The 21,809-nt window shown below is 61.4% G+C and carries 22 protein-coding genes and 1 tRNA gene; 11 read left to right on the top strand and 12 right to left on the bottom strand.

Annotated features, from left to right (window positions below):
- Nucleotides 1-83 precede the first annotated feature (83 nt).
- Entirely contained in the window at nt 84-2,270 is a 2,187-nt protein-coding gene (locus ACFR99_RS13955) for a thioredoxin domain-containing protein (RefSeq protein ID WP_390288364.1), read from the top strand.
- Between the two features lie 116 nt (nt 2,271-2,386).
- Here the strand turns inward: ACFR99_RS13955 and ACFR99_RS13950 are convergent, their stop codons facing one another.
- Both ACFR99_RS13950 and ACFR99_RS13945 read right to left on the bottom strand, forming a co-directional pair.
- Nucleotides 2,387-2,773 (bottom strand): TlpA family protein disulfide reductase, encoded by a 387-nt coding sequence (locus ACFR99_RS13950; RefSeq protein WP_390288362.1) that lies wholly within the window; start codon nt 2,771-2,773, stop codon nt 2,387-2,389.
- Nucleotides 2,774-2,824: 51 nt separating this feature from the next.
- On the bottom strand, nt 2,825-4,456 hold the full coding sequence (locus ACFR99_RS13945; protein WP_390288360.1) for a protoglobin domain-containing protein: 1,632 nt from the start codon (nt 4,454-4,456) through the stop codon (nt 2,825-2,827).
- A gap of 147 nt (nt 4,457-4,603) precedes the next feature.
- Here ACFR99_RS13945 and ACFR99_RS13940 point away from each other — a divergent pair, with 147 nt between their 5' ends.
- Together ACFR99_RS13940 and ACFR99_RS13935 are read left to right on the top strand one after the other, a co-directional pair.
- Nucleotides 4,604-5,587, top strand: a complete 984-nt coding sequence (locus ACFR99_RS13940; protein ID WP_390288358.1) for a PLP-dependent cysteine synthase family protein — start codon at nt 4,604-4,606, stop codon at nt 5,585-5,587.
- A gap of 182 nt (nt 5,588-5,769) precedes the next feature.
- Nucleotides 5,770-6,471 (top strand): hypothetical protein, encoded by a 702-nt coding sequence (locus ACFR99_RS13935; RefSeq protein WP_390288356.1) that lies wholly within the window; start codon nt 5,770-5,772, stop codon nt 6,469-6,471.
- A 105-nt stretch (nt 6,472-6,576) separates the two neighbouring features.
- Here the strand turns inward: ACFR99_RS13935 and ACFR99_RS13930 are convergent, their stop codons facing one another.
- Both ACFR99_RS13930 and ACFR99_RS13925 read right to left on the bottom strand, forming a co-directional pair.
- A complete protein-coding gene (locus ACFR99_RS13930; RefSeq protein WP_390288354.1) occupies nt 6,577-7,101 on the bottom strand; it encodes a DUF5804 family protein in 525 nt (174 codons plus the stop codon).
- Nucleotides 7,102-7,389: 288 nt separating this feature from the next.
- Nucleotides 7,390-7,473: transfer RNA gene (locus ACFR99_RS13925), tRNA-Ser, on the bottom strand.
- A 139-nt stretch (nt 7,474-7,612) separates the two neighbouring features.
- Between ACFR99_RS13925 and ACFR99_RS13920 the strand changes: the two genes are divergently transcribed.
- On the top strand, nt 7,613-8,719 hold the full coding sequence (locus tag ACFR99_RS13920) for a tyrosine-type recombinase/integrase (protein ID WP_390288352.1): 1,107 nt from the start codon (nt 7,613-7,615) through the stop codon (nt 8,717-8,719).
- 57 nt (nt 8,720-8,776) lie between these two features.
- Nucleotides 8,777-10,102, top strand: a complete 1,326-nt coding sequence (locus ACFR99_RS13915; protein WP_390288350.1) for an AlbA family DNA-binding domain-containing protein — start codon at nt 8,777-8,779, stop codon at nt 10,100-10,102.
- 242 nt (nt 10,103-10,344) lie between these two features.
- On the opposite strand, the gene ACFR99_RS13910 is transcribed toward ACFR99_RS13915, so the two are convergent.
- Nucleotides 10,345-11,085 (bottom strand): hypothetical protein, encoded by a 741-nt coding sequence (locus ACFR99_RS13910; protein ID WP_390288348.1) that lies wholly within the window; start codon nt 11,083-11,085, stop codon nt 10,345-10,347.
- Between the two features lie 108 nt (nt 11,086-11,193).
- On the opposite strand from ACFR99_RS13910, the gene ACFR99_RS13905 reads away from it, so the two are divergent.
- Nucleotides 11,194-11,412: a hypothetical protein gene (locus tag ACFR99_RS13905; RefSeq protein ID WP_390288346.1), complete on the top strand. Its 219-nt coding sequence runs from the start codon at nt 11,194-11,196 to the stop codon at nt 11,410-11,412.
- Nucleotides 11,413-11,431: 19 nt separating this feature from the next.
- On the opposite strand, the gene ACFR99_RS13900 is transcribed toward ACFR99_RS13905, so the two are convergent.
- From ACFR99_RS13900 to ACFR99_RS13885, 4 genes are all read right to left on the bottom strand, one after another.
- Complete coding sequence (locus ACFR99_RS13900; protein WP_390289112.1) at nt 11,432-12,034, bottom strand: uracil-DNA glycosylase; 603 nt, start codon at nt 12,032-12,034, stop codon at nt 11,432-11,434.
- A gap of 120 nt (nt 12,035-12,154) precedes the next feature.
- Nucleotides 12,155-13,231 (bottom strand): Mrp/NBP35 family ATP-binding protein, encoded by a 1,077-nt coding sequence (locus ACFR99_RS13895; RefSeq protein WP_390288344.1) that lies wholly within the window; start codon nt 13,229-13,231, stop codon nt 12,155-12,157.
- Between the two features lie 119 nt (nt 13,232-13,350).
- Nucleotides 13,351-14,553, bottom strand: coding sequence for a hypothetical protein (locus ACFR99_RS13890; protein WP_390288342.1), 1,203 nt, complete (start codon nt 14,551-14,553; stop codon nt 13,351-13,353).
- 113 nt (nt 14,554-14,666) lie between these two features.
- Nucleotides 14,667-14,987, bottom strand: a complete 321-nt coding sequence (locus ACFR99_RS13885) for a hypothetical protein (RefSeq protein ID WP_390288340.1) — start codon at nt 14,985-14,987, stop codon at nt 14,667-14,669.
- A 116-nt stretch (nt 14,988-15,103) separates the two neighbouring features.
- On the opposite strand from ACFR99_RS13885, the gene ACFR99_RS13880 reads away from it, so the two are divergent.
- From ACFR99_RS13880 to ACFR99_RS13870, 3 genes are all read left to right on the top strand, one after another.
- On the top strand, nt 15,104-15,427 hold the full coding sequence (locus ACFR99_RS13880) for a DUF5783 family protein (RefSeq protein WP_390288338.1): 324 nt from the start codon (nt 15,104-15,106) through the stop codon (nt 15,425-15,427).
- An 81-nt stretch (nt 15,428-15,508) separates the two neighbouring features.
- Nucleotides 15,509-16,360 (top strand): eIF2B alpha/beta/delta subunit family protein, encoded by an 852-nt coding sequence (locus tag ACFR99_RS13875; protein WP_390288336.1) that lies wholly within the window; start codon nt 15,509-15,511, stop codon nt 16,358-16,360.
- A gap of 96 nt (nt 16,361-16,456) precedes the next feature.
- The gene (locus tag ACFR99_RS13870; RefSeq protein ID WP_390288334.1) at nt 16,457-17,749 is read left to right on the top strand and encodes a TIGR00341 family protein; all 1,293 of its coding nucleotides are present in this window, start codon (nt 16,457-16,459) and stop codon (nt 17,747-17,749) included.
- Nucleotides 17,750-17,757: 8 nt separating this feature from the next.
- Here ACFR99_RS13870 and ACFR99_RS13865 read toward each other — a convergent pair whose 3' ends face one another.
- Nucleotides 17,758-18,456, bottom strand: a complete 699-nt coding sequence (locus ACFR99_RS13865; protein WP_390288332.1) for a ThuA domain-containing protein — start codon at nt 18,454-18,456, stop codon at nt 17,758-17,760.
- A 331-nt stretch (nt 18,457-18,787) separates the two neighbouring features.
- Here ACFR99_RS13865 and ACFR99_RS13860 point away from each other — a divergent pair, with 331 nt between their 5' ends.
- The gene (locus ACFR99_RS13860; protein WP_390288330.1) at nt 18,788-19,912 is read left to right on the top strand and encodes a Gfo/Idh/MocA family protein; all 1,125 of its coding nucleotides are present in this window, start codon (nt 18,788-18,790) and stop codon (nt 19,910-19,912) included.
- A gap of 148 nt (nt 19,913-20,060) precedes the next feature.
- On the opposite strand, the gene psmB is transcribed toward ACFR99_RS13860, so the two are convergent.
- Nucleotides 20,061-20,792, bottom strand: coding sequence for an archaeal proteasome endopeptidase complex subunit beta (gene psmB / locus ACFR99_RS13855; RefSeq protein WP_373616477.1), 732 nt, complete (start codon nt 20,790-20,792; stop codon nt 20,061-20,063).
- A gap of 159 nt (nt 20,793-20,951) precedes the next feature.
- The gene (locus ACFR99_RS13850; RefSeq protein WP_390288328.1) at nt 20,952-21,122 is read right to left on the bottom strand and encodes a hypothetical protein; all 171 of its coding nucleotides are present in this window, start codon (nt 21,120-21,122) and stop codon (nt 20,952-20,954) included.
- Nucleotides 21,123-21,429: 307 nt separating this feature from the next.
- Between ACFR99_RS13850 and ACFR99_RS13845 the strand changes: the two genes are divergently transcribed.
- A complete protein-coding gene (locus ACFR99_RS13845) occupies nt 21,430-21,783 on the top strand; it encodes a DUF555 domain-containing protein (protein WP_390289109.1) in 354 nt (117 codons plus the stop codon).
- Nucleotides 21,784-21,809: the final 26 nt, after the last annotated feature.

Below are 21,809 nucleotides of genomic sequence, written 5' to 3'. Positions count from 1 at the left end.
GCAACTCGATTTTTTGCCGCCGGCGACGCCTCGAGAGCCGGTCGTACGTCGGGCTTTTACAACTCCTGGCCGTATGCATCCCTATGACAACCCCGACCGAGCGCAACCGGCTCGACGAGGAGGAGAGTCCGTATCTGCGCCAGCACGCGGACAACCCCGTCAACTGGCAGCCGTGGGACGAACAGGCCCTCGAGACGGCACGAGAACACGACGTGCCGATCTTCCTCTCGATCGGCTATTCGGCGTGTCACTGGTGTCACGTCATGGAAGAAGAGAGCTTCGCCGACGAGGCGGTCGCCGAGGTACTCAACGAGAACTTCGTCCCGATCAAGGTCGACCGCGAGGAGCGCCCCGACATCGACAGCATCTACATGACCGTCTGCCAGCTCGTCTCCGGGCAGGGCGGCTGGCCGCTGTCGGCGTGGCTCACCCCCGAGGGCAAGCCGTTTTTCGTCGGCACCTACTTCCCACGGGAAGGCAAGCGCGGCCAGCCCGGCTTCCTCGACCTCTGTGAGCGGATCAGCGACTCCTGGGCGAGCGCCGAGGACCGCCCGGAGATGGAGACGCGCGCCGAGAAGTGGACCGACGCGGCGAAAGATCGGCTCGAGGAGACGCCCGCCGCAGACGCCGATCCCGACGCGTCGGGAGGGCCACCCTCGAGCGAGGTCCTCGAGACGGCCGCCGACGCGATCGTGCGCAGCGCCGATCGCCGGTGCGGTGGCTTTGGCTCGAGCGGCCCGAAATTCCCCCAGCCGTCTCGTTTGCGCGTACTCGCGCGGGCGTACGATCGAACTGGCGAGAAAGAATACCGTGAGGTGCTCGAAGAGACCCTCGACGCGATGGCCGCCGGCGGGCTCTACGACCACGTCGGCGGCGGCTTCCATCGCTACTGTGTCGACCGGGACTGGACGGTCCCCCACTTCGAGAAGATGCTGTACGACAACGCCGAGATCCCGCGGGCGTTCCTCGCCGGGTACCAGCTCACGGGCGAGAATCGCTACGCCGAGGTGGTCGCGAACACGCTCGAATTCGTCGACCGGGAACTGACCCACGACGAGGGTGGCTTCTTCAGTACACTCGACGCCCAGAGCGAATCGCCAGAAACCGGCGAGCGCGAGGAGGGTGCCTTCTACGTCTGGACGCCAGACGAGGTCCACGACGCCATCGAGCACGAACCCGACGCCGCCCTCTTTTGCAAACGCTACGACATCACCGAATCGGGTAACTTCGAGGGACGGAATCAGCCAAATCGCGTGACGCCGGTGTCGGAACTCGCCGTCGGTTTCGACCTCGAGGAAAGCGAGGTCCTGAAGCGACTCGAGTCGGTCCGCCAGCAGTTGTTCGAGGCCCGCGAGGAGCGTCCACGGCCCGCTCGCGACGAGAAGGTGCTCGCGGGCTGGAACGGGTTGATGATCTCGACCTACGCCGAGGCAGCACTCGTGCTGGGCGAGGACGACTACGCCGAGACCGCCGTCGACGCCCTCGAGTTCGTCCGTGACCGGCTCTGGGACGCAGACGAACAGCGACTCTCCCGGCGGTACAAAGATAGAGACGTGGCCGTCGACGGCTACCTCGAGGACTACGCCTTCCTCGCACGTGGCGCACTCGACTGCTATCAGGCCACTGGCGAGGTCGACCACCTCGCCTTTGCACTCGAGCTCGCACGGACCATCGAGGCCGAGTTCTGGGACGCGGATCAGGGCACGCTCTACTTTACGCCCGCGAGCGGCGAGTCGCTGGTCACGCGTCCCCAGGAACTGAGCGACCAGTCGACGCCGTCAGCGGCCGGCGTCGCGGTCGAGACCCTCCTCGCGCTCGAGGAGTTCGCGGAGGAGGACTTCGGGGAGATCGCCGCGACCGTCCTCGAGACCCACGCAAACACCCTCGAAGCGAACGCGCTCGAACACGCGACGCTGTGTCTCGCTGCCGACCGGCTCGAGTCGGGCGCGCTCGAGGTGACGGTCGCCGCGGACGACCTGCCACCCACGTGGCGCGACCGATTCACGTCGCGATACTTCCCCGATCGGCTGTTCGCGCTGCGGCCGCCAACCGAGGACGGGCTCGAGGCGTGGCTCGATCAGCTGGGACTCGCTGCGGCACCGCCGATCTGGGCCGGCCGCGAGGCCCGCGACGGCGAGCCGACGCTGTACGTCTGTCGGAATCGGACGTGCTCGCCGCCGACCCACGACGCCGACGAGGCGCTCGCGTGGCTCGACGGCGACGGTACTCCCGAGGGCAGCACTAGCCAGGGTGACGACGCGCCGTTTTGAGAAAGCGACTGCGGTCGGTATCAACCGGCCGTCTCATACGGACTCCTCTCAGTGGGAGCCGGCGCACCCGCGACCCGTCCTGCGGGTACGCCGGTAGCCAGCGATAGCAGAGCGTATCAGGCCGTCTCGGTCTCGAGCGTAGCCTCGAGTTCGTCGGCGAGCCAGACTGCCGGCGGGACGGCCTCTTCTTCGACGAACCGGGTGAGTTCCTCCCCGTCGTCATCCTCGACGACGATCGTCGGAATGAGTTCGATGTCGTATTCCTCGACGCCGGGGCCCTGCTTGTCCTGATCGAGGGCGAACTCCTCGATTCGATCGTCGGGAACGTCTGCGGCCTCGAGTGCAGCCCCGAAATCGGGCAGCAAGGCGCGACAGTCCTTACACCAGTCGCCGCCCCAGATCTTGTAGACGAGTTCGTCGTTATGTGCTTCGAGCGTGTCGACCGCATCCTCGTAGCTGGCCGCGTCCCACGTGGGGTTCGGCCGCATGGTCTCGAGACTCATGGCCGCTGCTTGCGTCGGGAACCGCTTAACTGACTCGCTCGTGAGCGACGACTAGCGGACGCCGTATCGCTTCCGGCGTTGGTCGCCAGTTTCGGACAACTCCGTCACGACGGATTCGACCGTCTCGACTTTCGAGAACTGCTCTTCGATCGCGGCCGTGACGCGCTCCAGGTCCTCGCTGATCGACTGGACCTCGTTGTCGATCGCATCGAGTCGCGTTGCCATCTCCTGTGTGCTCGACGCCTGATCCTCGACGAGCGACGAGAGTTCACGAACGTCGTCGGTGAACGCGTCGACGCTCTCGCGGATCTCGTCGATCGCCGCGGTCAGGTCCGACCCGCGCTCGAGATCGCGTTCGATGCGCTGCTGGTTATCCTCGAGTGAGGTGCGCGCCTCGTCGGAACGCTCACGGAGGGTGTCGACGCGGTCGTTGGCTGCCTTCGTCTGCTGTTGTATCGTTTCGGAGAGTTCCTGGAATTCATCGGCGACGACGGTGAAGCTGTCGTCGGGTCGGGAGCGACTGGCCTCGACGTTCGCGTTGACTGCGAGCGTTTTGGTCTTCTCTGCAGCGTCGCTGATCGTGTCGTGGATGTCGCCGAGTTCGTCGATCGTCTCGTCGAGCGCCGCGAGATCGTCGTGGGCCCGCTGTTCGCCCTCGCGAATCTCGGCCATCGACTCGAGCAACTGGGTACAGTGGTCTTCGCCAGTTTCGACGTGGTCCATGAGACCGTCGTCTTCGACGACCGACTCCGTGGTCGCCGCGAGTTGCTCGACGGCGACGCTGATCTCCTGCATTTCTGAGGAGGCCAGTTTCGTCTGTTCGGATTGGGTTTCGACGGAGCGGTTGATGTCGTCGATGTTCTGGGCGATCGCCTCGCCGGCCGTCGAGATGTCCTGCATCGAGTGTGACACCTTGTTCGTCACGTCCTGCTGGCGCTCCAGGAGGTCCTCGACGTTCGAGTAGGAATCGATGTAGGTGTCGATCGCGACCTGCATGTCGAGGTTGATGATCTTCAGAATCGAATGTAACTCGTCGATACGCTCATCGATACGCTCGGAGAGTTCGGCCTCGAGTTCTTCGATCGTCGTTTCGAACGCCTCGTCGTCGTCACCGTCGTCACCTCCACGGCCCAGCAGCGACGACAGTCGGCCCGTGTTCTCGTCGCCGTCGTCCTGTCGCTGTGCCTGTCGGTCGATCGCCGCTCTGATCGCCCCGGAGATGTCCGACTGAATCCGTTCCGAGATGATCGGGAGCAGAAGGTTATAGTAAACACCATACTGCCCAATATAATGTTTCATCGGCATCTCGAGCATGTCGTGGAGTTTGCCGATTCGCGCACGATTTTCGAAGTAGCCTCGATCGTAGTCACCGGTCGCGAGGGTCACCAGATACATCTTCTGGGACCACTTGAGCTGTTCGACGCTCCGTGGCGACCGGTCGATGATCTCGCGAACCTGGGGGTTAGCTTCGATTTTCTCGTAAAACATCTCCGCGACGTCGTCGCCGCGGAGATTGAACGTTTCCTCGTATCGGCGAAGGCGCTCGATGTCGTCCTCGGTGAAATCGATGTACTGCTTTCGCCACTCGATCTCGTCGTCGGTGAGCCCGATCCTGTCGACCAGGTCCCCCGCATCGACGTTACTACTGTATCCAACGGAGCCAAACTGAGGCGTCTCCCCCATGGAAATATAACGGAAATTCACTTACAAATAGGTGCTGGCCACGTATGTGGGGAATGTCACAGCAAGCGGAGCGGTGAACTCACACTCACCGGCACGTCCTGCCTGCGTCCAGCACGGGTTTACGTCTCGACTGCCTACGGCACGCCAATGAAAGGGAGCATCCTGGACACCATCGGCTCGCCGCTCGTTCAGGTCGATTCACCGCATGGCGTTACAGTCGCCGCGAAGATCGAATCGTTCAACCCCGGCGGCTCGGCCAAGGACCGGCCGGCTCGCGAGATGATCCGCGCGGCCGAACGCGACGGCCTGATCGAACCCGGCGACTGGCTCGTCGAGCCAACCAGCGGCAACACGGGCATCGGTCTCGCACTCGTGGCCGCCGCCCGCGACTACGACCTGACGATCGTCATGCCCGCCAACAAGTCCAAAGAGCGCCGTCAGATCATGGCCGCCTACGGAGCCGACCTCGAGCTCGTCGACGGCGACATGTCCGACGCTCGCGAACGCGCCGACGAACTCGAGGAAGAAGGCGCGATCCAACTCGGCCAGTTCGAGAACCCGGCGAACCCCGAAGCCCACTATAAGACGACCGGCGAGGAGATCATCGAACAGGTCGGCGACCGCAAGATCGACGCCTTCGTCGCCGGCGTCGGCACCGGCGGCACGCTCTCGGGCACCGGCCGGCGACTCCGCGAGGAGTTCCCCGACATGGAGATCATCGCCGTCGAACCCGAGCGCAACGCCGTCCTCTCGACCGGGGAGTCCGGTGACGACGATTTTCAGGGCATGGGGCCCGGCTTCGTCAGCGACAACCTCGATCGTGACCTGATCGACCGCGTCGAGACGGTGCGACTCGAGAACGCCGAAGACGAGTGTCGCCGCCTCGCTCGCGAGGAGGGCGTCCTCGTGGGCCAATCTAGCGGCGCGACGAGTCTGGTCTCCCAGCGGATCGCCAGCGAGATCGCCGACCCAGACGTCGAGTGTCCGCAAGTACCGACGGCCTTCGACGACGCCAGCGGGGCGGCCACCTCGGAGACCGACGGCGGACAGTCGGCCGAGGACTGCCCGCTGGTCGTCACCGTCTTCTGGGACAGCGGTGAACGGTATCTCTCGACCGGGCTCTTCGACTGAGACGGCCTGCTGTCACTGGGTACCGCCGCACAACAATCCGTCACGCGGGTACGCCGGCACCCACTGACAGGGGTCCGTATGACACCATCGAACAGGCGAAAAGAGTTCTTTTACCTAGCCGAACCGCCTTTGGGTTTCCCCTCGTCGCTTCAGGCACGATGACACGTCTCTCCAGACGGGCTATGTTGTGTGCTACGACGGCAGCAATCGGCCTCTCGGCCGGCTGTCTCGCCGACGGCACATCACAGCCAGCTGATGACGATGGTGATAACACCGACGACAACGGCTCACCGACGGACGACTCCGAAGCCGACCCTGACGCCCTTGGCGACGCGATCGAAGACCTGCCGGACGGGCTGGCCGATGGTCGGACGCTGCCATATCACTCTCCCGACTCGAGTGAGCCCGACATAACGGTCCTGCGGGATGCCGACAGGGCGACCGACTGGCTTGACGACCGAGGATCGCTGCGCAACGCCGACGCGGTCGCCGCGTTCATCGACCAAACCGACTTCGAGACGTCGATCCTGGTGTCGCTCTCGGACGAGGCACCCACCCCGTGTTACGAGGTGATCCTCGAGTCGATCGCCATCGACACGGGCGAGGGCGGCGACGACAGTTCTGCCGGCGAAAACGAGACGAGCGGCAGCGACGACGAAGACGAGGAACTCGTCCTCGAGGCAACTGTCAATGAGACCGCCGAAGACCAGGCCTGCGCGCAGTCGATTACGACCGTCGGCCAACTCGTTCGCGTGACCTTCGAGTCGGTGCCGCTGACGACGGTTTCGGCCACGCTCGTCGGTCACGATGGGTCAACGTACGGCGCCACGATGGGCAGTGACAGTGGCTCCGCGTCCGCGAGCACGACCGTCGAGTCGGAATGAGGAAGCAGCAACGAGAGCCGGTCGTCCGACTCGTAGCCTTTCGGATGGGCGTCCCGTCCCAGTTGCTGCCGTCGCACTTGAGCGAGCCACGGCACCTCCGATCCGTTACGAAAACTCGGCTTCGGTCACCCGGACGACGACGGTGTCGTCGACATCCCTGAGATCGTACGCCGGCAACTCGCCGTCAGTCCGGCGCACGTACAGCGGTTCGACGAGCCGATAGGTCGGCCCGCCAGCGGGTGCCGGCGCATCGTCACTTGCGTCTCCGTCGTCCGCATCACCGTCGGCCGCGTCGGTCCGCTCGAGGCCGTAGATCTTGCAAAACTCGGCCGTCTCGGCGGGCTCGACGTCACCGTTTCGAAGCTGAGTCGCCAGCGACCGTGAGAGCCACTCTATGTCGCTGACGCTGGGTTCTTGGACGAGCGCCTCGTCGACGAACCGCGTGAGATACCAGTCGAGGTCGTTCAGCAGCGAGACGGCAGCGCCGACGCTGACCGTCCGCAGGGCGATGGCGTTCTCGAACGGGCGTGTCAAGTCGTAGGTCGCAAGGGCCTCTCGAGCCGTTTCCCGGGAGAGCAGTTCGTACTGGAGGTTATGCTCGGCCTCGCCGAGCAAACAGACGCGGGTCACTACGCTGTGGTGTGTGCGACGGTGTAATGTCGGTTTCGGCTTTCCGACGGGTTGTGTGGTCGGTCGCGAGGTGTTGCGGTTCGTTCATCGTTACAGCTTGCTCGAGCGTTCACGAGCAACTCGATCGAACATGAGGAAGAAACGACGTAAGAGTAGGATTTGAACCACGGTCGTTCCACTCCCTGATTCAAATCCCAACGTGACGCGTTGCTCCTCACGTACTGTTTTCCGCGAGACAGCAGTCTCGCGGCGTTCTGCTCGCTACCGCTCACAGAACCGCCCTAAAAGCGGTGGGGATGGGATTTGAACCCATGAGGCTTGACAGCCACCTGCTCTCAAGGCAGGCGCGTTAGGCCGCTCTGCCACCCCACCGATTTGACACTTTCTGAACCCCGTCACGTCTTGCGATTTCACGGCCTTCCTAACCGAACCCAACGATGAATCATCGCAACCATCAAGGCTCGATTGAACCGGCCGTCAACCGCCGAACTTGCAACGTGCGAGGCCTACAATGACCGAAGACACCGACAAGTTTGAAAGTATCGTTCTTATCTCGACGCCGGCAGGGCGATACCTCAACAAGCGGCAGTTGATCGCGTACCGGAATCACCGGGAAAATCTCATCAAGTGGCTCATCCGTATGGGCAAGGACCCCAAGAAATTAGAGGGATATGCGATAGCCACAGCGAAGAACTATGCCACCATCCTCGATGCGTTCTATCGTTGGGCATGGGAGAATCAAGGAGGGTATACCACTGATCTCAGTCACGAAGACGCTGAGAACTTCCTCCGAGAGAAGATGCTAGAGGATTACGAATACTCTGACTCACATCTCCACAATATTAAACTCGCTATGAAGGCATACTTCCGATGGCGCTCAGACATCGGTGAATGGGACCCAAATATTGAAATCGAGGATACATCGAGTCCCTCTCAGCCCAAGGAGTTTGTCACTCTGGAAGAACGTACAGCACTGCGCGAGGCTTCACTCGAGTATGGAACTGTCCCTGCTTATGCGGCACTATCTCCGGAAAAACGTTCTGAGTGGAAGCAGTATCTGGCGCGACGATTCGGAAAGCCGGCCAAGGAAGTCTCAAAGGAAGATTGGGACCGGGCAAACGGTTTCAAGTATCCCAGTATAATTCATACCTCACTCGATGCCGGACTTCGACCCATTGAGGTTGGGCAGGCGAAAACCGATTGGGTTGATATAGAGAATACTGCACTTCGGATTCCAGAAGAAGATTCTTCGAAGAATGAGGACAATTGGGCAATAAGTCTTCGACGTGAGACTATGGACTATCTAGTTCGTTGGCTGGAAGAGCGAGAACTTTACGAGAAATACAATGACACAAATCAGCTCTGGTTGACACGGCATAGTAATCCCTATGGATCATCGTCTCTCCGCTATCTTCTCGATAATATCTGTGAAATCGCCGGGATCGAACGTGATATCTCCTGGTATGCGATCCGCCATTCTACAGGTACGTATATGGCGCGTGAAGAAGGCTTGGCAGCAGCACAATCACAACTGCGTCACAAACGCGTTGAAACTACTATGAAGTACGATCAGGTTCCTCTCGAAGAGCGTCGGGAAGCATTAGATCGAATGGGATAACCAGTCAAAAAACCGGCTTGTTTTAATCAATACCGCTTCAATTAGGAAACGAGAGACATGGACGTTGAAGAGTTTAGATCCCTCATTGAAACAGGCGAGGGAAAGAAAGTTGAATTCAAAAGTTCCCAAATACTTCGGGAACCGAACGGTGAAAACAGATATAAAATCGCTAAAGAACTCGTCGCACTAGCAAACCGGAGGGGAGGCCATCTAATTTTCGGCATTGATGATGAGTCTAATGAGCTAGAAAATAACAATTTGATTGAATACAAATCACGTAACACTATATCTAGTATCTCATCAGATAAGTGTAGCCCACCAATTAATTTTGAATGTTATTACTTTAATGATGAGTTGGAGGGACAATCACAGGTATTTGTCGTGGAGGTAGAGCCGAAGGAACAAATTCCACATTCAATCGTTGATAATTCTGAAGGAGAGGTTCAGAAAAGAGAGTACCGGATTCGAACTGGAGAGGATAGCAGATTGGTTACTGATTCTGAATTATATTCTCTATTTCGCGGTTATACTGGCCAAAGAATCGAAAACGGCTCTGCTACATTCCTACCTCTCGATTTAGATCAACATGCCCCGAAATATGCCGAACCTTATCCTGATGGATTCAAATCGTTTGATAGATTTCTTTCTAGAATATCGAACGAGGAGTGGGATTTGATAATCAATGATGTTGGTGCAGAAAGTGTAGAAGATCGAGTGCAAAAACTGATAGCAGAACTCTTTCCATTTGCGGTTCTTGATTCTCTTCCTGCTGATTTCTGGATACATTGTTTCGGAAATGATTTTGGATCAGAAGAAATAGATGATATGTATGATGAGTTTGGTTATATAACTCTAAAAGAACTAAAATATGAACAGAAGAGCCAGAACCAGAGTGCAAATCTATTAATATCTGAGCTGGATTTAGATCCGATCCAAATTCTAAGAGAAGAGAGGTGGTCCTTACACATACCAAAAGGAACTAATGTAACTCTGGATCATATCGATCCTTATAATGCGTGTCTGTCTTTTGAGAAGGGTGAGGTTCTTAACTGCAATTTGTCATTAGGGGGTGTCACTAGTAATCCAGTTCAAGGACTCCACGAAAAACATCCTCTTTCAGATCTGATAAGTGATAGTAATATATTCTCTCCCACTCTGACGACATGGATAGAAGGAACATTTGGGTATCCAGATGTTGAAGACTCACAAATTCGAGAGCATCAGATATACGTAGAGAGTTTATATGAAATGACGGATCGTCTGTGGGATTGGAATCGGTGTCTGAATGAAGCTGACTCTATGGATTATCGGATAGAGCATAGATTAGAAGAGATCGATGAGAAGATCGACCGCTTATTCCAAACTAATCAGAGTCACCTTTAGAGAGAACGGTCCAAGGGGTCGATCCAATCCGCGAATAAATTCTGGAACACATGGCCCCCGATTATTGAACCGGTGATATTAGGTCTACCAGAACACTACTCTATCGGAAGAAGGCATTTGATCGCAAAATCACGGATTCATTCGGACTTTGGTGGAGAATCGGCTCAACTCATGGTCGATGGGCCGCTCTGCCACCCCACCTCACCTCCAGATTCTGCACACGTTCAAAAAGAGTTGTCGGTCTATTCGCGCTCGAGTTCGCCGTCCGCACCAACGCCAATTCCCAGTTCGTCGACGAGCGCCGCCGTCGCCTCCGCACCTGGCCGGTCGGCAGTCTGCCGGGCCTCGAGTCCGGCGACGGTTGCCTGCAACCCGGTCGGGGTGGCCACGGTCGGAAGCATCGGCGCGAACCCGACGCCGAGGCCGTCGTCGGCCGCCTGCTGGGCCAGCGTTGACAGTTCCGGCGTGGTGTACGCGTCGGTGAAATCGATCGGTTCCGAAAAGCCAGCGAAGTAGGTCCGTCCCCGCTCGGCCGGCCCCAACACGACGTCGTGGCGCCGGAGCGACATCGCCGCGCCGTCGATCTCCGTGCGGGCAACCAGCGGCGCTGTGGGCTCGAGCACACCCACGCTGTCTGCCCCCTCACGCTCGAGCAGGTGTGTGACGGTGTTGCCGACGCGGGCGGCGCGGTTCGAACCGACCTGTCGCTCGAACCTGACCTCGGCGTCCTCTCCGAGCGCGTCGAGGACGAGCGCGCGGACTTCGGCTTCGGGATCGCCGTCAGCGTACCCGTCGGGCAGCGTCTCGGCGTCGCGGTAGTTGACCAGCAGGTCGCCGCCGCTCGAGGCGACGGCCCACAGGACATCGGCGACGGCGGTCTCGTAGAGCGAGACCGCCTCGGCAGCCGACAGCGGCGACTGCTCGACGAGCGACGAGAGCACGAGTTCTTCCCGCGGGGGCGCGACTGGAACGACGACGATCATACCCTTACTCCGAGCGCACGATCCTTGAACGCGGCGCTTCCGGGGATCGAGCGTCCGCCCCCGGTTCGAAACGTGACAAGTTATAGTGGCGTACCGTCTTCGACCGGTATGGACGAACGATCCATCGCCGGACTGCTCGGGACGCTCGTCATCGTGGCGCTGGCAGCTCTCGGTGTCTTCGGATTCGTAGACGGCACACTCATTGCTTCATCTGGCGAGTACGTCACAGCGACGATCGGGATCCTCGTCGTCGCGGTCGTCGTCGTTGGGGTGCTGATCGCGCTCGGTATAGGGTCGAGACGCTGGCGGGCAAATCCTTACTGGTAACAGACAATCGGCTGCTGACCTACCGTTCCTGCCGCCCTTTCGTCTGGCGATAATCCGTCGCCATCAGTTCTGCGAAGGCCTCGAGCCACGCCTGCGTCTGTTCGTCGGACCCATCTCGGGGGTCGATCATCGGGACGAGTTCGAATCCACGCCCGCGGATTCTGGTGGCATGATCGTCGGGCAGCGTGAGGTCCTCAGCCGGAGTCGTCGTATACTCCGTTCCGAGTTCCGCGAGCGCACGCTCGCCGACGGGAACGAGGATCTCGGGGTTGATCATTCGAATTTCGGCGTTGAGGTAGGGCTCGCAGGTGGTGATCTCCTCGTCGGTCGGCCGTCGATCGGGGTCACGACAGCGGGTGAGATGTGTCAGGTAGACGTTCTCGAAGATGGGCTCGTCGGCCGGAGCGGTCACGTCACAGAGGCCGAGTCGCTCGAGAACCCGCCGGAGGCCACCGTCGCCGTCGCTGCCGCCCTCGCCGGCGAACGGAACGCCGGTGTCGTCGGCCCGGGCCGTCGGTCGCTCGCCGACGAACAGAAAGTCCGCGTCCACGTCGCCGTAGCCGTGGACGACCTGGCTGCGCGTCTCACAGAGTGCCGGACAGTTACGGCACTCCTCATCCATTCCGAAGGGGTTCGCTCGAGACTGTTGATTCGCGTCCACAGTCGTGTCTCGTCTGGCAGACGCAAAAGCGACGCGCCCGGAGGGCTTGCGGTCAAGTCGACTTCGCTCCTGTCGTGGTAGTTATCGGTCGGGTGAGGCAGCCTCGCTGCGTCGATACTGGGAGATCCCCTGCCGGTGGACGATCCCCGTATTGTTGGCGACGTTCTCGGTGAGCGTCCGGAACGCGTCGCTGGTTTCGTCTTCGTCTTTCAGCACCGTCGGCTTCCCGCCGTCACCGCCCTCGCGGACGGCCGGGTCGAGCGGGATCGACCCGAGGAAGGGCAGGTCGTGTTCGTCGGCGAACTCCTCGCCGCCGCCGGAGCCGAAGATGTCGTGTTCGCCGCCGCAGTCAGGACAGGCGAACGTCGACATGTTCTCGGCGATCCCAAGCACGACGGTGTCGTGTTTGGCGAACATCTCGAGGCCCTTGCGGGCGTCGTCTAAGGCGACCTCCTGTGGCGTCGTGACGATGACCGCGCCGGTGACAGGCATGGTCTGGAGCATCGTCAACTGGGTGTCGCCGGTGCCCGGCGGGAGGTCGACGACGAGGTAGTCGAGATGGCCCCACTCGACGTCCTCGGTAAGCTGAGTGATGACCTTGTGGACCATCGGGCCGCGCCAGATGACGGGGTCGTCCTCGCCGGTGAGAAATGCCATGCTCATCAGCTTCACGCCGTACTTTTCGGGCGGGACCAGCGTCTCGTCTTCGGTGGCCATCGGCGGCTCGTCGGCGTCGACCATCCGCGGAACGTTCGGCCCGTAGACGTCGGCGTCGAAGAGGCCGACGCGGGCCCCGAGTTGCGAGAGACCGGCGGCGAGGTTGACTGCGACGGTCGATTTGCCGACACCGCCTTTCCCGGAGGCGACGGCGATGACGTTCTTGACGTTGGGCAGTACCTGTTCCTCGCTCGAGAGATTGTCGCGATCGGGAATACTCGCGGTCAGGTTCGGATCGATCCCCTCGGCAGTCAGGGCCTCGCGAACCGCGGCGGCGATGTTGCTTTCGGCCGGAGAGTAGGGCGCACCCAGCGCGAGATCGATGTCGACCTCGTCGCCGTCGACGCTGATGTCGTTGACGAGTCCGAGTGATACGATATCGTCGCCGAGTTCGGGATCGTCGACCGTCCGGAGATGGTCGCGTACGGCGGCTTCGTCCATGTCCGTAGGTACTGCCCGGCGTCGAAAAGGGTTGTGTTCGATTGAGGTGCAGACGGAACGTCGCTCGAGATTGAAGCTTCGTCTACGCCGGGAGACGAAACCGCCTGGCGCTGTGTCGCTCACTGGCGCATGACCGGGTCGTCCCTGTCCTGCCATATGCTCTCTCCCTCGTCAACGCGCTGCAGGCCGAGGAGGCCAGCGGTGACACTCGGATCGTCGGGACTCTCCATCCGATACAGATCTAGCGATGAATCACCGTCGTATTCCGTCGTCACCAGAAGCGATATCATCTCCTGATCAGGCGGCACGGCCTCAGGTAACTCGCCGATTGGGTGGCCGTCCGCGTCGACGAGCCGACGGATGAACTCGTCGTTGTTCGCCTCCCAGAGCTTGTCGCCGTCGCGGCGAACACACAGCACGTGACACCGGTCGCTCCTGTCGAGATCGTCGGGAAACGACGTATACTCCATTTCCTCGAATTCGAAGGGAGCGTGAGCCTCACACATGACGATGTCGCTGGCCAACTCTCCATTGTCGAGGTCGCGGAACGGATCGATGTAGGTGCTCTTTTGCCGGTCGATCTCGGCTTGCAGGTCCGCAAGCGACTCGCCTTCGAAGAGATAGTCGTACGTAGACGGTTCCGGCCTAGGCGTCGCGTCACTGCGGCCAGTTCCCGGCGTCTCCTGCTGACGGACGAGAACAGCACCGTTTGCGAGGTCGCGGACGTTCCACGCAGGGGCCTCGAGCAGCCGTTCGCGACCGCCGAACCGGCCGTGGAACGGGTCGCCGAACACTGTGACCCAGCCCAGTCGCTCGAGGCCGCTCTTCGGCGGTCGTCCTTCCGGAAACGGATGGGAATCAGCATACGGATAGGGAATCCACCCCACCACGAGCCACGGATCAGTCTCGATCGCGAGCGCCGCGATCGCGTCGGCGAGACGGTCTGCGCGGTCGCGTACTACCGCTCGCGAGACATCGTCTTCATCGAAGGCGGATTCATCCGGTCCACGGAATGTCAGCGCCACGTCTGTCTCATCTCCACTCATCGCATCGAGATCGAATCGGACCTCGACACGATAGTCGTCGATTCGGCACGGGATCCTTCCGTCTTTCCCGTTTGCAATGTCGGTGGCAGCGTCGGCAAGCGAGCCGGTCTGCTCCTCACCATCGATCTCGTATCGGGTCGCTGTTTCGTCCTGCGCCTCAGAGACCGTCTCGATACCGTTCTCACGGAGCAGTTCGACAGTCCGCTGAACGAACCTCACATCGTCCTGCAGTTCATCAATGAAGAACAGAACCGTCAACGAGTAAGATTCACTCATACGCCACACTGAACGTGGCATCGTAATGACTGTTCGCCCTCTACTTGAGTCCTCCCGCGCTGCTGTCAGGTCACAGGCGATTCGCTTTGCGATACCGAGCCGTCGGACGGGCCCTACCCCTTGAAATCGAACCGCGGCCCGCCGTAGGTCGGCGGATCCGGCTCGAGTTCGACACCCTGCTCGTAGCGAACGAAGTTCAGATAGAACGGCCGGCCACAGCCCTCGACGGGTTCGCCCTCGAGATCGGTGACGGGGCCGTCCTCACCACAGAGAAACTCGATTCCATCCGCGTCCTCGACGTCCTCGTCCGGGCCGGCGTACTCCCATCCCGGCTGGGGAATCGTCGTCACGGATCGATCGGCGAGATCCGGCTGGCGTTCGACACTCACAACGGCACCACAGTGTGGACAGGTATACCGGACGGTGACGGTCATCGACGATACTAGGGACTTCGAGACCGTAAGCCTGCGGGCGCCGGTGGTCGGATGACCGGCTGAGACAGCGTGGCGCGTTCCGAACCGTTTACCCGGTCACGGATCCAGGAACGGCCATGACCGATTTCGACCCCGAGAGATTCGAGGAGAAATACGTCTACTACTTCGAGGAACTCGAGGAGGCCTACTCGAAAGCGTACCAACACCTCCACGGCCAGTACGATTCGACGGTGCTTCGCGCGATCGATCGACAGATCTTGAGCGAAAGTGAGCCATTCTACGAGGGAGACGGCGAGTTCCGCGTCGAACTGCCCGAAAATCCACGCAAGCGGGTCGGCGCGGTGGCCGACCATGAGCAGTTCGAGTCCGTCCTCGAGGCGTTCGTCGACCGAATCGAGACCGAGTTGCGGCAGATATTCGGATTCGACCGAGGGCAATAACGCCTCGTGTCGAATACCGCGTGACGGCAGCAGATGACACCACCCGGAACACCTTTGCCGTTGACGGAAAACCATCACAGTATGATCGACGAGACGGCCGAGGAAATCCAGGAGATGCAGACGCACAGTTCCTCGGTGGTTGCGGTCCGCGCAGCGCAGGCCCTCGAGGAGTTGACCGACCGAGAGTTCGCCACCGTCGAGGAGTACACGCGGGCGCTCGAGCGAAACGGCACCGTCCTGCGGCGGGCGAACCCCTCGCATGCCTCCCTGCAAAACGCCATCCGGGAGGTCGTCGGGGACGTAACCGACGCCGATCCCGACAGCGTCGAAGCAGCAAAACGGCGCACGAGTGAGACGATCGAGGAAGTCGTCGCACGGATCGAATCCGGTAAGCGATTGGCAGCCGAAAACGCCGTCGACGTCCTCGAGGACGGCGCGACGCTGTTGACCCACGACTACTCCTCGACGGTCCTCGAAGCACTCGAGCAGGCGGTCGAGGCCGGCAAGACGTTCGACGTCTACGTCACCGAAGCCCGGCCGCGATACATCGGCCGCAAGACCGCGCGGGCGCTTGCCGATCTCGAGGGGGTCGAGGCGACGCTGATCACCGACAGCGCCCACGGGATCTACCTCGAGGAGTGTGACCGGGTCGTCGTCGGCATGGACTGTATCGTCGACGACACCCTCTACAATCGCGTCGGCACGTTCCCGATCGCATCGACGGCCGACCGACTGGACGTGCCGGTGACCGTCCTCGGCTCGGCCTCGAAGCTCGTCGGCGAGGGGTTCGTCTTCGAAAACGAGTTCCGGTCGGCCAGCGAAGTCATGGCCGAACCCGCCGAGGGATTCGACGTGGAAAACCCCACCTACGACGCGACACCGGTCGCGTTGCTCGAAAGTGTCATTACGGACGAAGGCCGCCAGGAGTTCTGAACCGGGAGTTCGGGAAACGCGACCGAACTGATAGGCGCACGTGACGGTCGGTCTCAGGTGGCAACAGCCTATCCCGCTCACCGGTGTACTGTCCGTATGCGTCTCGTGCAGGTGTTCGTCCCACAGGATCAGCTGGATCTCGTCCTCGAGACGGCAGACGAAGCCGGTGTCGACTACACCGTCTCTCAGGATACGGACCGCGGCGAGTTCGAGGCACTCGTTTCGATTCCCGTCCCGCCGGCGGCCGTCGAGCCGCTGTTGGCTGACCTTCGGACCGCCGGTCTCGACGAGCGCTCGTATACGGTGGTCACGGCAGCGGAGACGATCATCTCGAACCGAACCGACGATCTGACCGGTCGGTTTTCCAGAACCCGGATCTCTCGAGAAGAACTCCAGTCGCGAGCGGCCGATCTCGCACCGGCTGCATCGACCTATTTCGGCCTGCTCGTCGTGAGTACAGCGATCGCGACAGCCGGCCTGTTGCTCGATTCGGCGGCGACGATCATCGGTGCGATGGTCGTTGCACCGCTGATGGGGCCGGCGCTGGCAGCCAGCGTCGGGGTCGTCGTCGACGACGACGCGCTTGCGACGCGCGGTGTCTCCCTTCAGATCGTCGGGCTTGCGGTCGCGGTCGTGACGGCGGCAGTCATCGGCTGGGGACTCAGGGGGACGGTGTTGCTCCCGCCTGGATTCGACATCACGACGGTTCCGCAGATCCGCGAGCGGATCACCCCCGATTTCCTCGCGCTGTTTCTCGCCCTGGGGTCCGGCGTCGCTGCCGTCATCAGCCTCACTCGTAACGTCGGGTCGGTCCTCGTCGGCGTCGCGATCGCCGTCGCGCTCGTCCCGCCCGCTGCCACCGTTGGGCTCGGGATTGCCTGGGGACATCCAGAGGTCGTCCTCACCGCCGGGACGCTCGTCCTCGTCAACATGCTCTCGATTAATCTCACCGCGTTGCTCCTGTTGTGGGCGTCGGGCTACCGACCGATCCAACCGGAGACCGTCGACCGCGTCACCGCTCGGCTCCAATCGCGCGTTCTGGTTCTCCTCGCCGCGATCGCCGTCCTCTCGGTCGTGCTCGCCGGCGTCACCTATGGGACGTACCGCACTGCCGCAGTCGAACACGACGTCACGACCGAACTCGAGACGATGAACGAGGAGCAGCTAGCGGCCGACTCCGAACTGCAGTTTCGAGAGACCGCCATCGACTACGAACTCGTCGACGTGTACACCAGCAGGCAGCCGGTCGTGACCGTTCATGTCGACCGCCCACCTGGTGAGCAGCTCCCGGACGACTTCGCTGACAACGTGCGCGAACGGCTCGAGTCGGCAACCGGCGTCGATCTCGAGGTGATCGTCGAACTGGCGACGGCCCTTCGAAGCGGCTGAGTGCACGATCATCCCGTCCGTTCGCCGAACGTCCGTGGTGAGCCGTCGGTCGGGGCGGCCCACGCGACCGCGTTGCGAAGCACTCGCTGGACGGCCTCGTGTTCGTAGATCGGGTACGTCTCGTGGCCGGGCCGGAAGTAGAAGATCCGTCCCTTTCCGCGCCGGTAACAGCAGCCGCTCCGGAACACCTCGCCGCCCTCGAACCAGCTGACGAATACCAATCGGTCGGGTTCGGGAACGTCGAACGGTTCGCCGTACATCTCCGTCGTCGGGAGTTCGATCGCTTCGTCGAGTCCGTCGGCGATCGGATGGCCGGGATCGACCACCCAGAGGCGCTCGGTGCCGCCGTCTTCGCGGTACTGCAGACTACAGGTCGTCCCCATGAGTCGCTTGAAGGGCTTCGAGTAGTGACTCGAGTGAAGCGGAACGAAGCCCATGCCCTCGAGCACACGCTCTTGGACGCGGTCGACGACCGCGTCGTCGACGGCCTCGTGGGCGTCGTGGCCCCACCACACCAGAACGTCAGTCGATGCGAGGACCTCGTCGGTGAGCCCGTGCTCCGGCTCGTCGAGCGTCGCGGTCCGAACCTCGTGGTCAGTGGCAAGTGCATCGGCGAGAGTCGCGTGGATTCCGTCGGGATAGACGGCCGCGACGGCGTCGTCCTCGCGTTCGTGGCGGAACTCGTTCCAGATCGTGACTGCGACCATGGCCACCCTGTCAACCCCCGATGTCTTATACTGTCGTCGAATGGCCGAGCTACCGTGAGCCACTGGGAACTGCATTGTCCCAACACGTTCTCTCGGCCGATCGAATCGCCAGACTAGAACGGATATTCGTTCAATAAATCTGAAATCAGCTGCCGTAATAGTATAGTAATGGGTGAAATACAAAATGGTTGTATAGATTAATCGGTCATAACTCTTATTTCGATCGCCAACTGCCTCTCTCTATGGAACGGGATCGAGCTCAAATGACAGCGAAATCGATGGTTTCTCACTGCACGTTCTGCTTCGCTGTGGCGAACGCGGAGGGGTGGCGATGATCGGTGCCGACATCGGTGTCGGCATCGTTGGCCTCGGCGGGATGGGGACGCTCCACGCGCAAAGCGTTCGCGACCTTGGCGCAGCGGTCGTCGCCGGCGTCGATCTCGTCCCGGAGCAACGCGAGCGGTTTGCCGCCGAGTTCGACGCACGGACCTACGAAACGCACGAGGAACTCGTCACAGATGAGGCGGTCGACGCCGTCATCGTGACGACGCCCAACCGCTTTCACGAACCCATCGCGGTCGCATCCCTCGAGGCGGGGCTGAACGTCCTCGTGGAGAAACCTCTCGCTCACTCCTTGGAGAGCGCCGAACGGATCGCCGAAGCGGCGGCTCGATCTTCGGGTATCTGTATGGTTGGGTTCCACAACCGCCACGCCGCGTCGATGGCCATGTTCGAGGACCAACGGGACCGCGACCGGTTTGGCGAACTCACCCACGTCGAAGCCAACTACGTTCGTCGGCGTGGCGTCCCCGGTCCCGGCTCGTGGTTCACCGACCCTGAACTCTCCGGCGGTGGTGCCTTGGTCGACATCGGCGTTCACGCCCTCGATCTCGCGCTCTACGCGCTGGACTTCCCCGAAATCGTAGAAGTCAGCGGCGTCACGCGGACCACGTTCGGCACGCGCGAAGATGTCGCCGATCCCGACGGATTTGGCGACAACTGGGACGCCGAAGCCGAACGCTACGAGGTCGACGACTCCGTCAGTGCCTTCATCCGCTGTGCCGGCGGGCAGACGATCTCGCTCGAGGCCGCGTGGGCGACCAACCGCGAGGAGAGCATGGACTTCCGCGTTCGTGGGACGAAGGCGGGCGCCCAGTTCGACATCGGTGACACGAATCTACGGATTCTCGAGGCCGGCACGGCCGGCCGCGACCACTACGCCGACGTCAACATGAGCGCCGACGAGACGCTGACCGGCTACGCCGACCAGGACGCGGCGTTCCTCGAGGCCGTCGCGACCGGCGTGCCACCGGAGACGAACACCATCGACGAAGCACTCACGGTCCAGCGCGTTATCGACGCGATCTACCGCTCGAGCGAATCCGGTCGATCGGTGACGCTCGCCGACGCTCGCGTCAGCGACGCCCAGGTCGAGAGTGCGACGCGACTCGACTAACCGGCTCTTTCTCGAGGAGGTGGTTCGCAAATTGAGTTTCCGGGGAGCGCTATCGGACGCGATCCGACACGGTACCGACGAGAACTGATCGAAAAGAGCGGGCGCTGATCGTTGGAGAAAATCGGAAAATTCGCCCGTTTCGACCGGTTTAGAGGACTTCGTCGAAGTCGTGGTGGCCGTGGATGTCGACACCCTCGTCGGTGATCTCACAGAGGAAGACACCGTTGCCGGAGCCGGTGTCGCGCTCGACGGCGGATTTGATGCCGCGGGCAGCGACCGTCTTGGCTTCCTCGTTGGACATGTCCTCCTCGTAGGCCTGCTCTAAGTGGCCGTAGGCCAGTTGCATCCCGCTGCCGGTGACGGTGTAGTCGTCTTCCATGACGCCGCCGGCAGGGTCGATACTGTAGACGTGGCTGCCTTCGTCGTCGACGCCGCCCAGAATCGGGTGAATGGCGAAGAACGGGCCGCCGCGGGCGAAGTTGCCCGCGAGGGTTGCGAGCGCGTCGATGCTCATCCCCTCGCCGCGTCGGGCCTCGTAGAGGTTGACCTCGGCGCGGAGACTCGAGATGAACGACTGTGCGCCGCCGACGCTGCCGACGAGGGTGAGTGCGCCGGTCGGGTGGATCTGCTCGACCTTCTGGACGTTCTTGTTCGAGACGAAGCGGCCGCCGAGGCTGGCGCGCATGTCCGTCGCGATGACGACGCCGTCGGCGGTCGAGATGCCGATCGTCGTCGTGCCGGTCTTGTTGACGTTGTCCAGATCGGCCTGCGTCAGGTCGTTCTGTGGCAGGGATCCGAGCTCCGGCTCGTAGGGGTTCGGATCGTCGGCCAACTGGTCGACCGTCCGGGAGAAATCGGAGTCGTGTGTGGGCGTACGCATTACCGGAGGCGTACGCCGGGACGGTATAAAACACCGGCGGTCACCACCGTCGTTTCCGCTTTCGTCCGTCCAGCGGAAGGGGCGCTCGAGTGCCGATTCGGTGTGTCTGTGGGTCCTGTGGCTCGTCGGTCAGCGAGTCCGAAAATCAGTCAACGTCGATCAGCGCTGCGTGGCTTCGTACGCGTCTTCGACGGTGGCGAGGACGCGGTGGATCGGCAGGGTGAACCCGGCCTGTCGGGCAGCGATCGCAAGCGGCATCGCGACGATGCCGATCACGATACAGAGTTGGTACAGTGCGAACAGCGTCGCGTGGTACACGCGGGATATCATCAGCGTTCAGTCGTGGCTCAGACGGAGGCCATATATAAGTATTGTTGAAAAATGAAATTTATAATGATTGTTAACTAGGTATTGGGTCGACGCCTGCTTGCGATTCAACTGCGGTTGCGGTAGGTACAACTCCAGTCACACTCGCGTCGATGTACGGGTATGTCGGTGGCAATTGATCCGGGGATTTCTCGTAACTTATGGGAATCATCCGATTGACGTGCGCGTCCGAATCGGCGGCGCGCGCGTCGAGCAGGCGACAGCGCCGACGAACCGCAAGACAGGAAACCCCCCGGACCGACTACGCTGTATGGGCAATTATCTCGTCGCGATGGAAGCGGCATGGCTCGTTCGTGACGTCGAGGAGATCGACGACGCGATCGGCGTCGCCGTCAGCGAAGCCGGGAAGCGACTCAACAGCGAAGACATGGACTACGTCGAGGTCGAGGTCGGTGCGACGGGCTGTCCAGCCTGTGGCGAACCGTTCGACTCCGCCTTTATTGCAGCCGACACCGCACTCGTCGGCCTCGGACTCGAGATGGAGGTCTTCAACGCTGACAGCGAAGAACACGCCTCGCGCATCGCGAAAAGCGAGGTCGGTGGCGCACTGCGAGACGTCCCACTGTCGGTCGTCGAGGTCGTCGAAGTCCCCGACGAGGACTAGGACCAGACCCACCGATTCGGTGCTTG

It is taken from the genome of Haloarchaeobius amylolyticus, from assembly GCF_042678045.1.
Classification (GTDB): domain Archaea; phylum Halobacteriota; class Halobacteria; order Halobacteriales; family Natrialbaceae; genus Natrinema; species Natrinema amylolyticus_A.
This window is presented reverse-complemented; position numbering and strand designations above follow the sequence as displayed.

Bases quoted from the DNA above. Each gene is read 5' to 3' on its own strand.
- ACFR99_RS13955 (WP_390288364.1), top strand. From the start codon at position 84: ATGACAACCCCGACCGAGCGCAACCGGCTCGACGAGGAGGAGAGTCCG.
- ACFR99_RS13950 (WP_390288362.1), bottom strand. From the start codon at position 2,773: ATGAGTCTCGAGACCATGCGGCCGAACCCCACGTGGGACGCGGCCAGC.
- ACFR99_RS13945 (WP_390288360.1), bottom strand. From the start codon at position 4,456: ATGGGGGAGACGCCTCAGTTTGGCTCCGTTGGATACAGTAGTAACGTC.
- ACFR99_RS13940 (WP_390288358.1), top strand. From the start codon at position 4,604: ATGAAAGGGAGCATCCTGGACACCATCGGCTCGCCGCTCGTTCAGGTC.
- ACFR99_RS13935 (WP_390288356.1), top strand. From the start codon at position 5,770: ATGTTGTGTGCTACGACGGCAGCAATCGGCCTCTCGGCCGGCTGTCTC.
- ACFR99_RS13920 (WP_390288352.1), top strand. From the start codon at position 7,613: ATGACCGAAGACACCGACAAGTTTGAAAGTATCGTTCTTATCTCGACG.
- ACFR99_RS13915 (WP_390288350.1), top strand. From the start codon at position 8,777: ATGGACGTTGAAGAGTTTAGATCCCTCATTGAAACAGGCGAGGGAAAG.
- ACFR99_RS13910 (WP_390288348.1), bottom strand. From the start codon at position 11,085: ATGATCGTCGTCGTTCCAGTCGCGCCCCCGCGGGAAGAACTCGTGCTC.
- ACFR99_RS13905 (WP_390288346.1), top strand. From the start codon at position 11,194: ATGGACGAACGATCCATCGCCGGACTGCTCGGGACGCTCGTCATCGTG.
- ACFR99_RS13900 (WP_390289112.1), bottom strand. From the start codon at position 12,034: ATGGATGAGGAGTGCCGTAACTGTCCGGCACTCTGTGAGACGCGCAGC.
- ACFR99_RS13895 (WP_390288344.1), bottom strand. From the start codon at position 13,231: ATGGACGAAGCCGCCGTACGCGACCATCTCCGGACGGTCGACGATCCC.
- ACFR99_RS13890 (WP_390288342.1), bottom strand. From the start codon at position 14,553: ATGAGTGAATCTTACTCGTTGACGGTTCTGTTCTTCATTGATGAACTG.
- ACFR99_RS13885 (WP_390288340.1), bottom strand. From the start codon at position 14,987: ATGACCGTCACCGTCCGGTATACCTGTCCACACTGTGGTGCCGTTGTG.
- ACFR99_RS13880 (WP_390288338.1), top strand. From the start codon at position 15,104: ATGACCGATTTCGACCCCGAGAGATTCGAGGAGAAATACGTCTACTAC.
- ACFR99_RS13875 (WP_390288336.1), top strand. From the start codon at position 15,509: ATGATCGACGAGACGGCCGAGGAAATCCAGGAGATGCAGACGCACAGT.
- ACFR99_RS13870 (WP_390288334.1), top strand. From the start codon at position 16,457: ATGCGTCTCGTGCAGGTGTTCGTCCCACAGGATCAGCTGGATCTCGTC.
- ACFR99_RS13865 (WP_390288332.1), bottom strand. From the start codon at position 18,456: ATGGTCGCAGTCACGATCTGGAACGAGTTCCGCCACGAACGCGAGGAC.
- ACFR99_RS13860 (WP_390288330.1), top strand. From the start codon at position 18,788: ATGATCGGTGCCGACATCGGTGTCGGCATCGTTGGCCTCGGCGGGATG.
- psmB (WP_373616477.1), bottom strand. From the start codon at position 20,792: ATGCGTACGCCCACACACGACTCCGATTTCTCCCGGACGGTCGACCAG.
- ACFR99_RS13850 (WP_390288328.1), bottom strand. From the start codon at position 21,122: ATGATATCCCGCGTGTACCACGCGACGCTGTTCGCACTGTACCAACTC.
- ACFR99_RS13845 (WP_390289109.1), top strand. From the start codon at position 21,430: ATGGGCAATTATCTCGTCGCGATGGAAGCGGCATGGCTCGTTCGTGAC.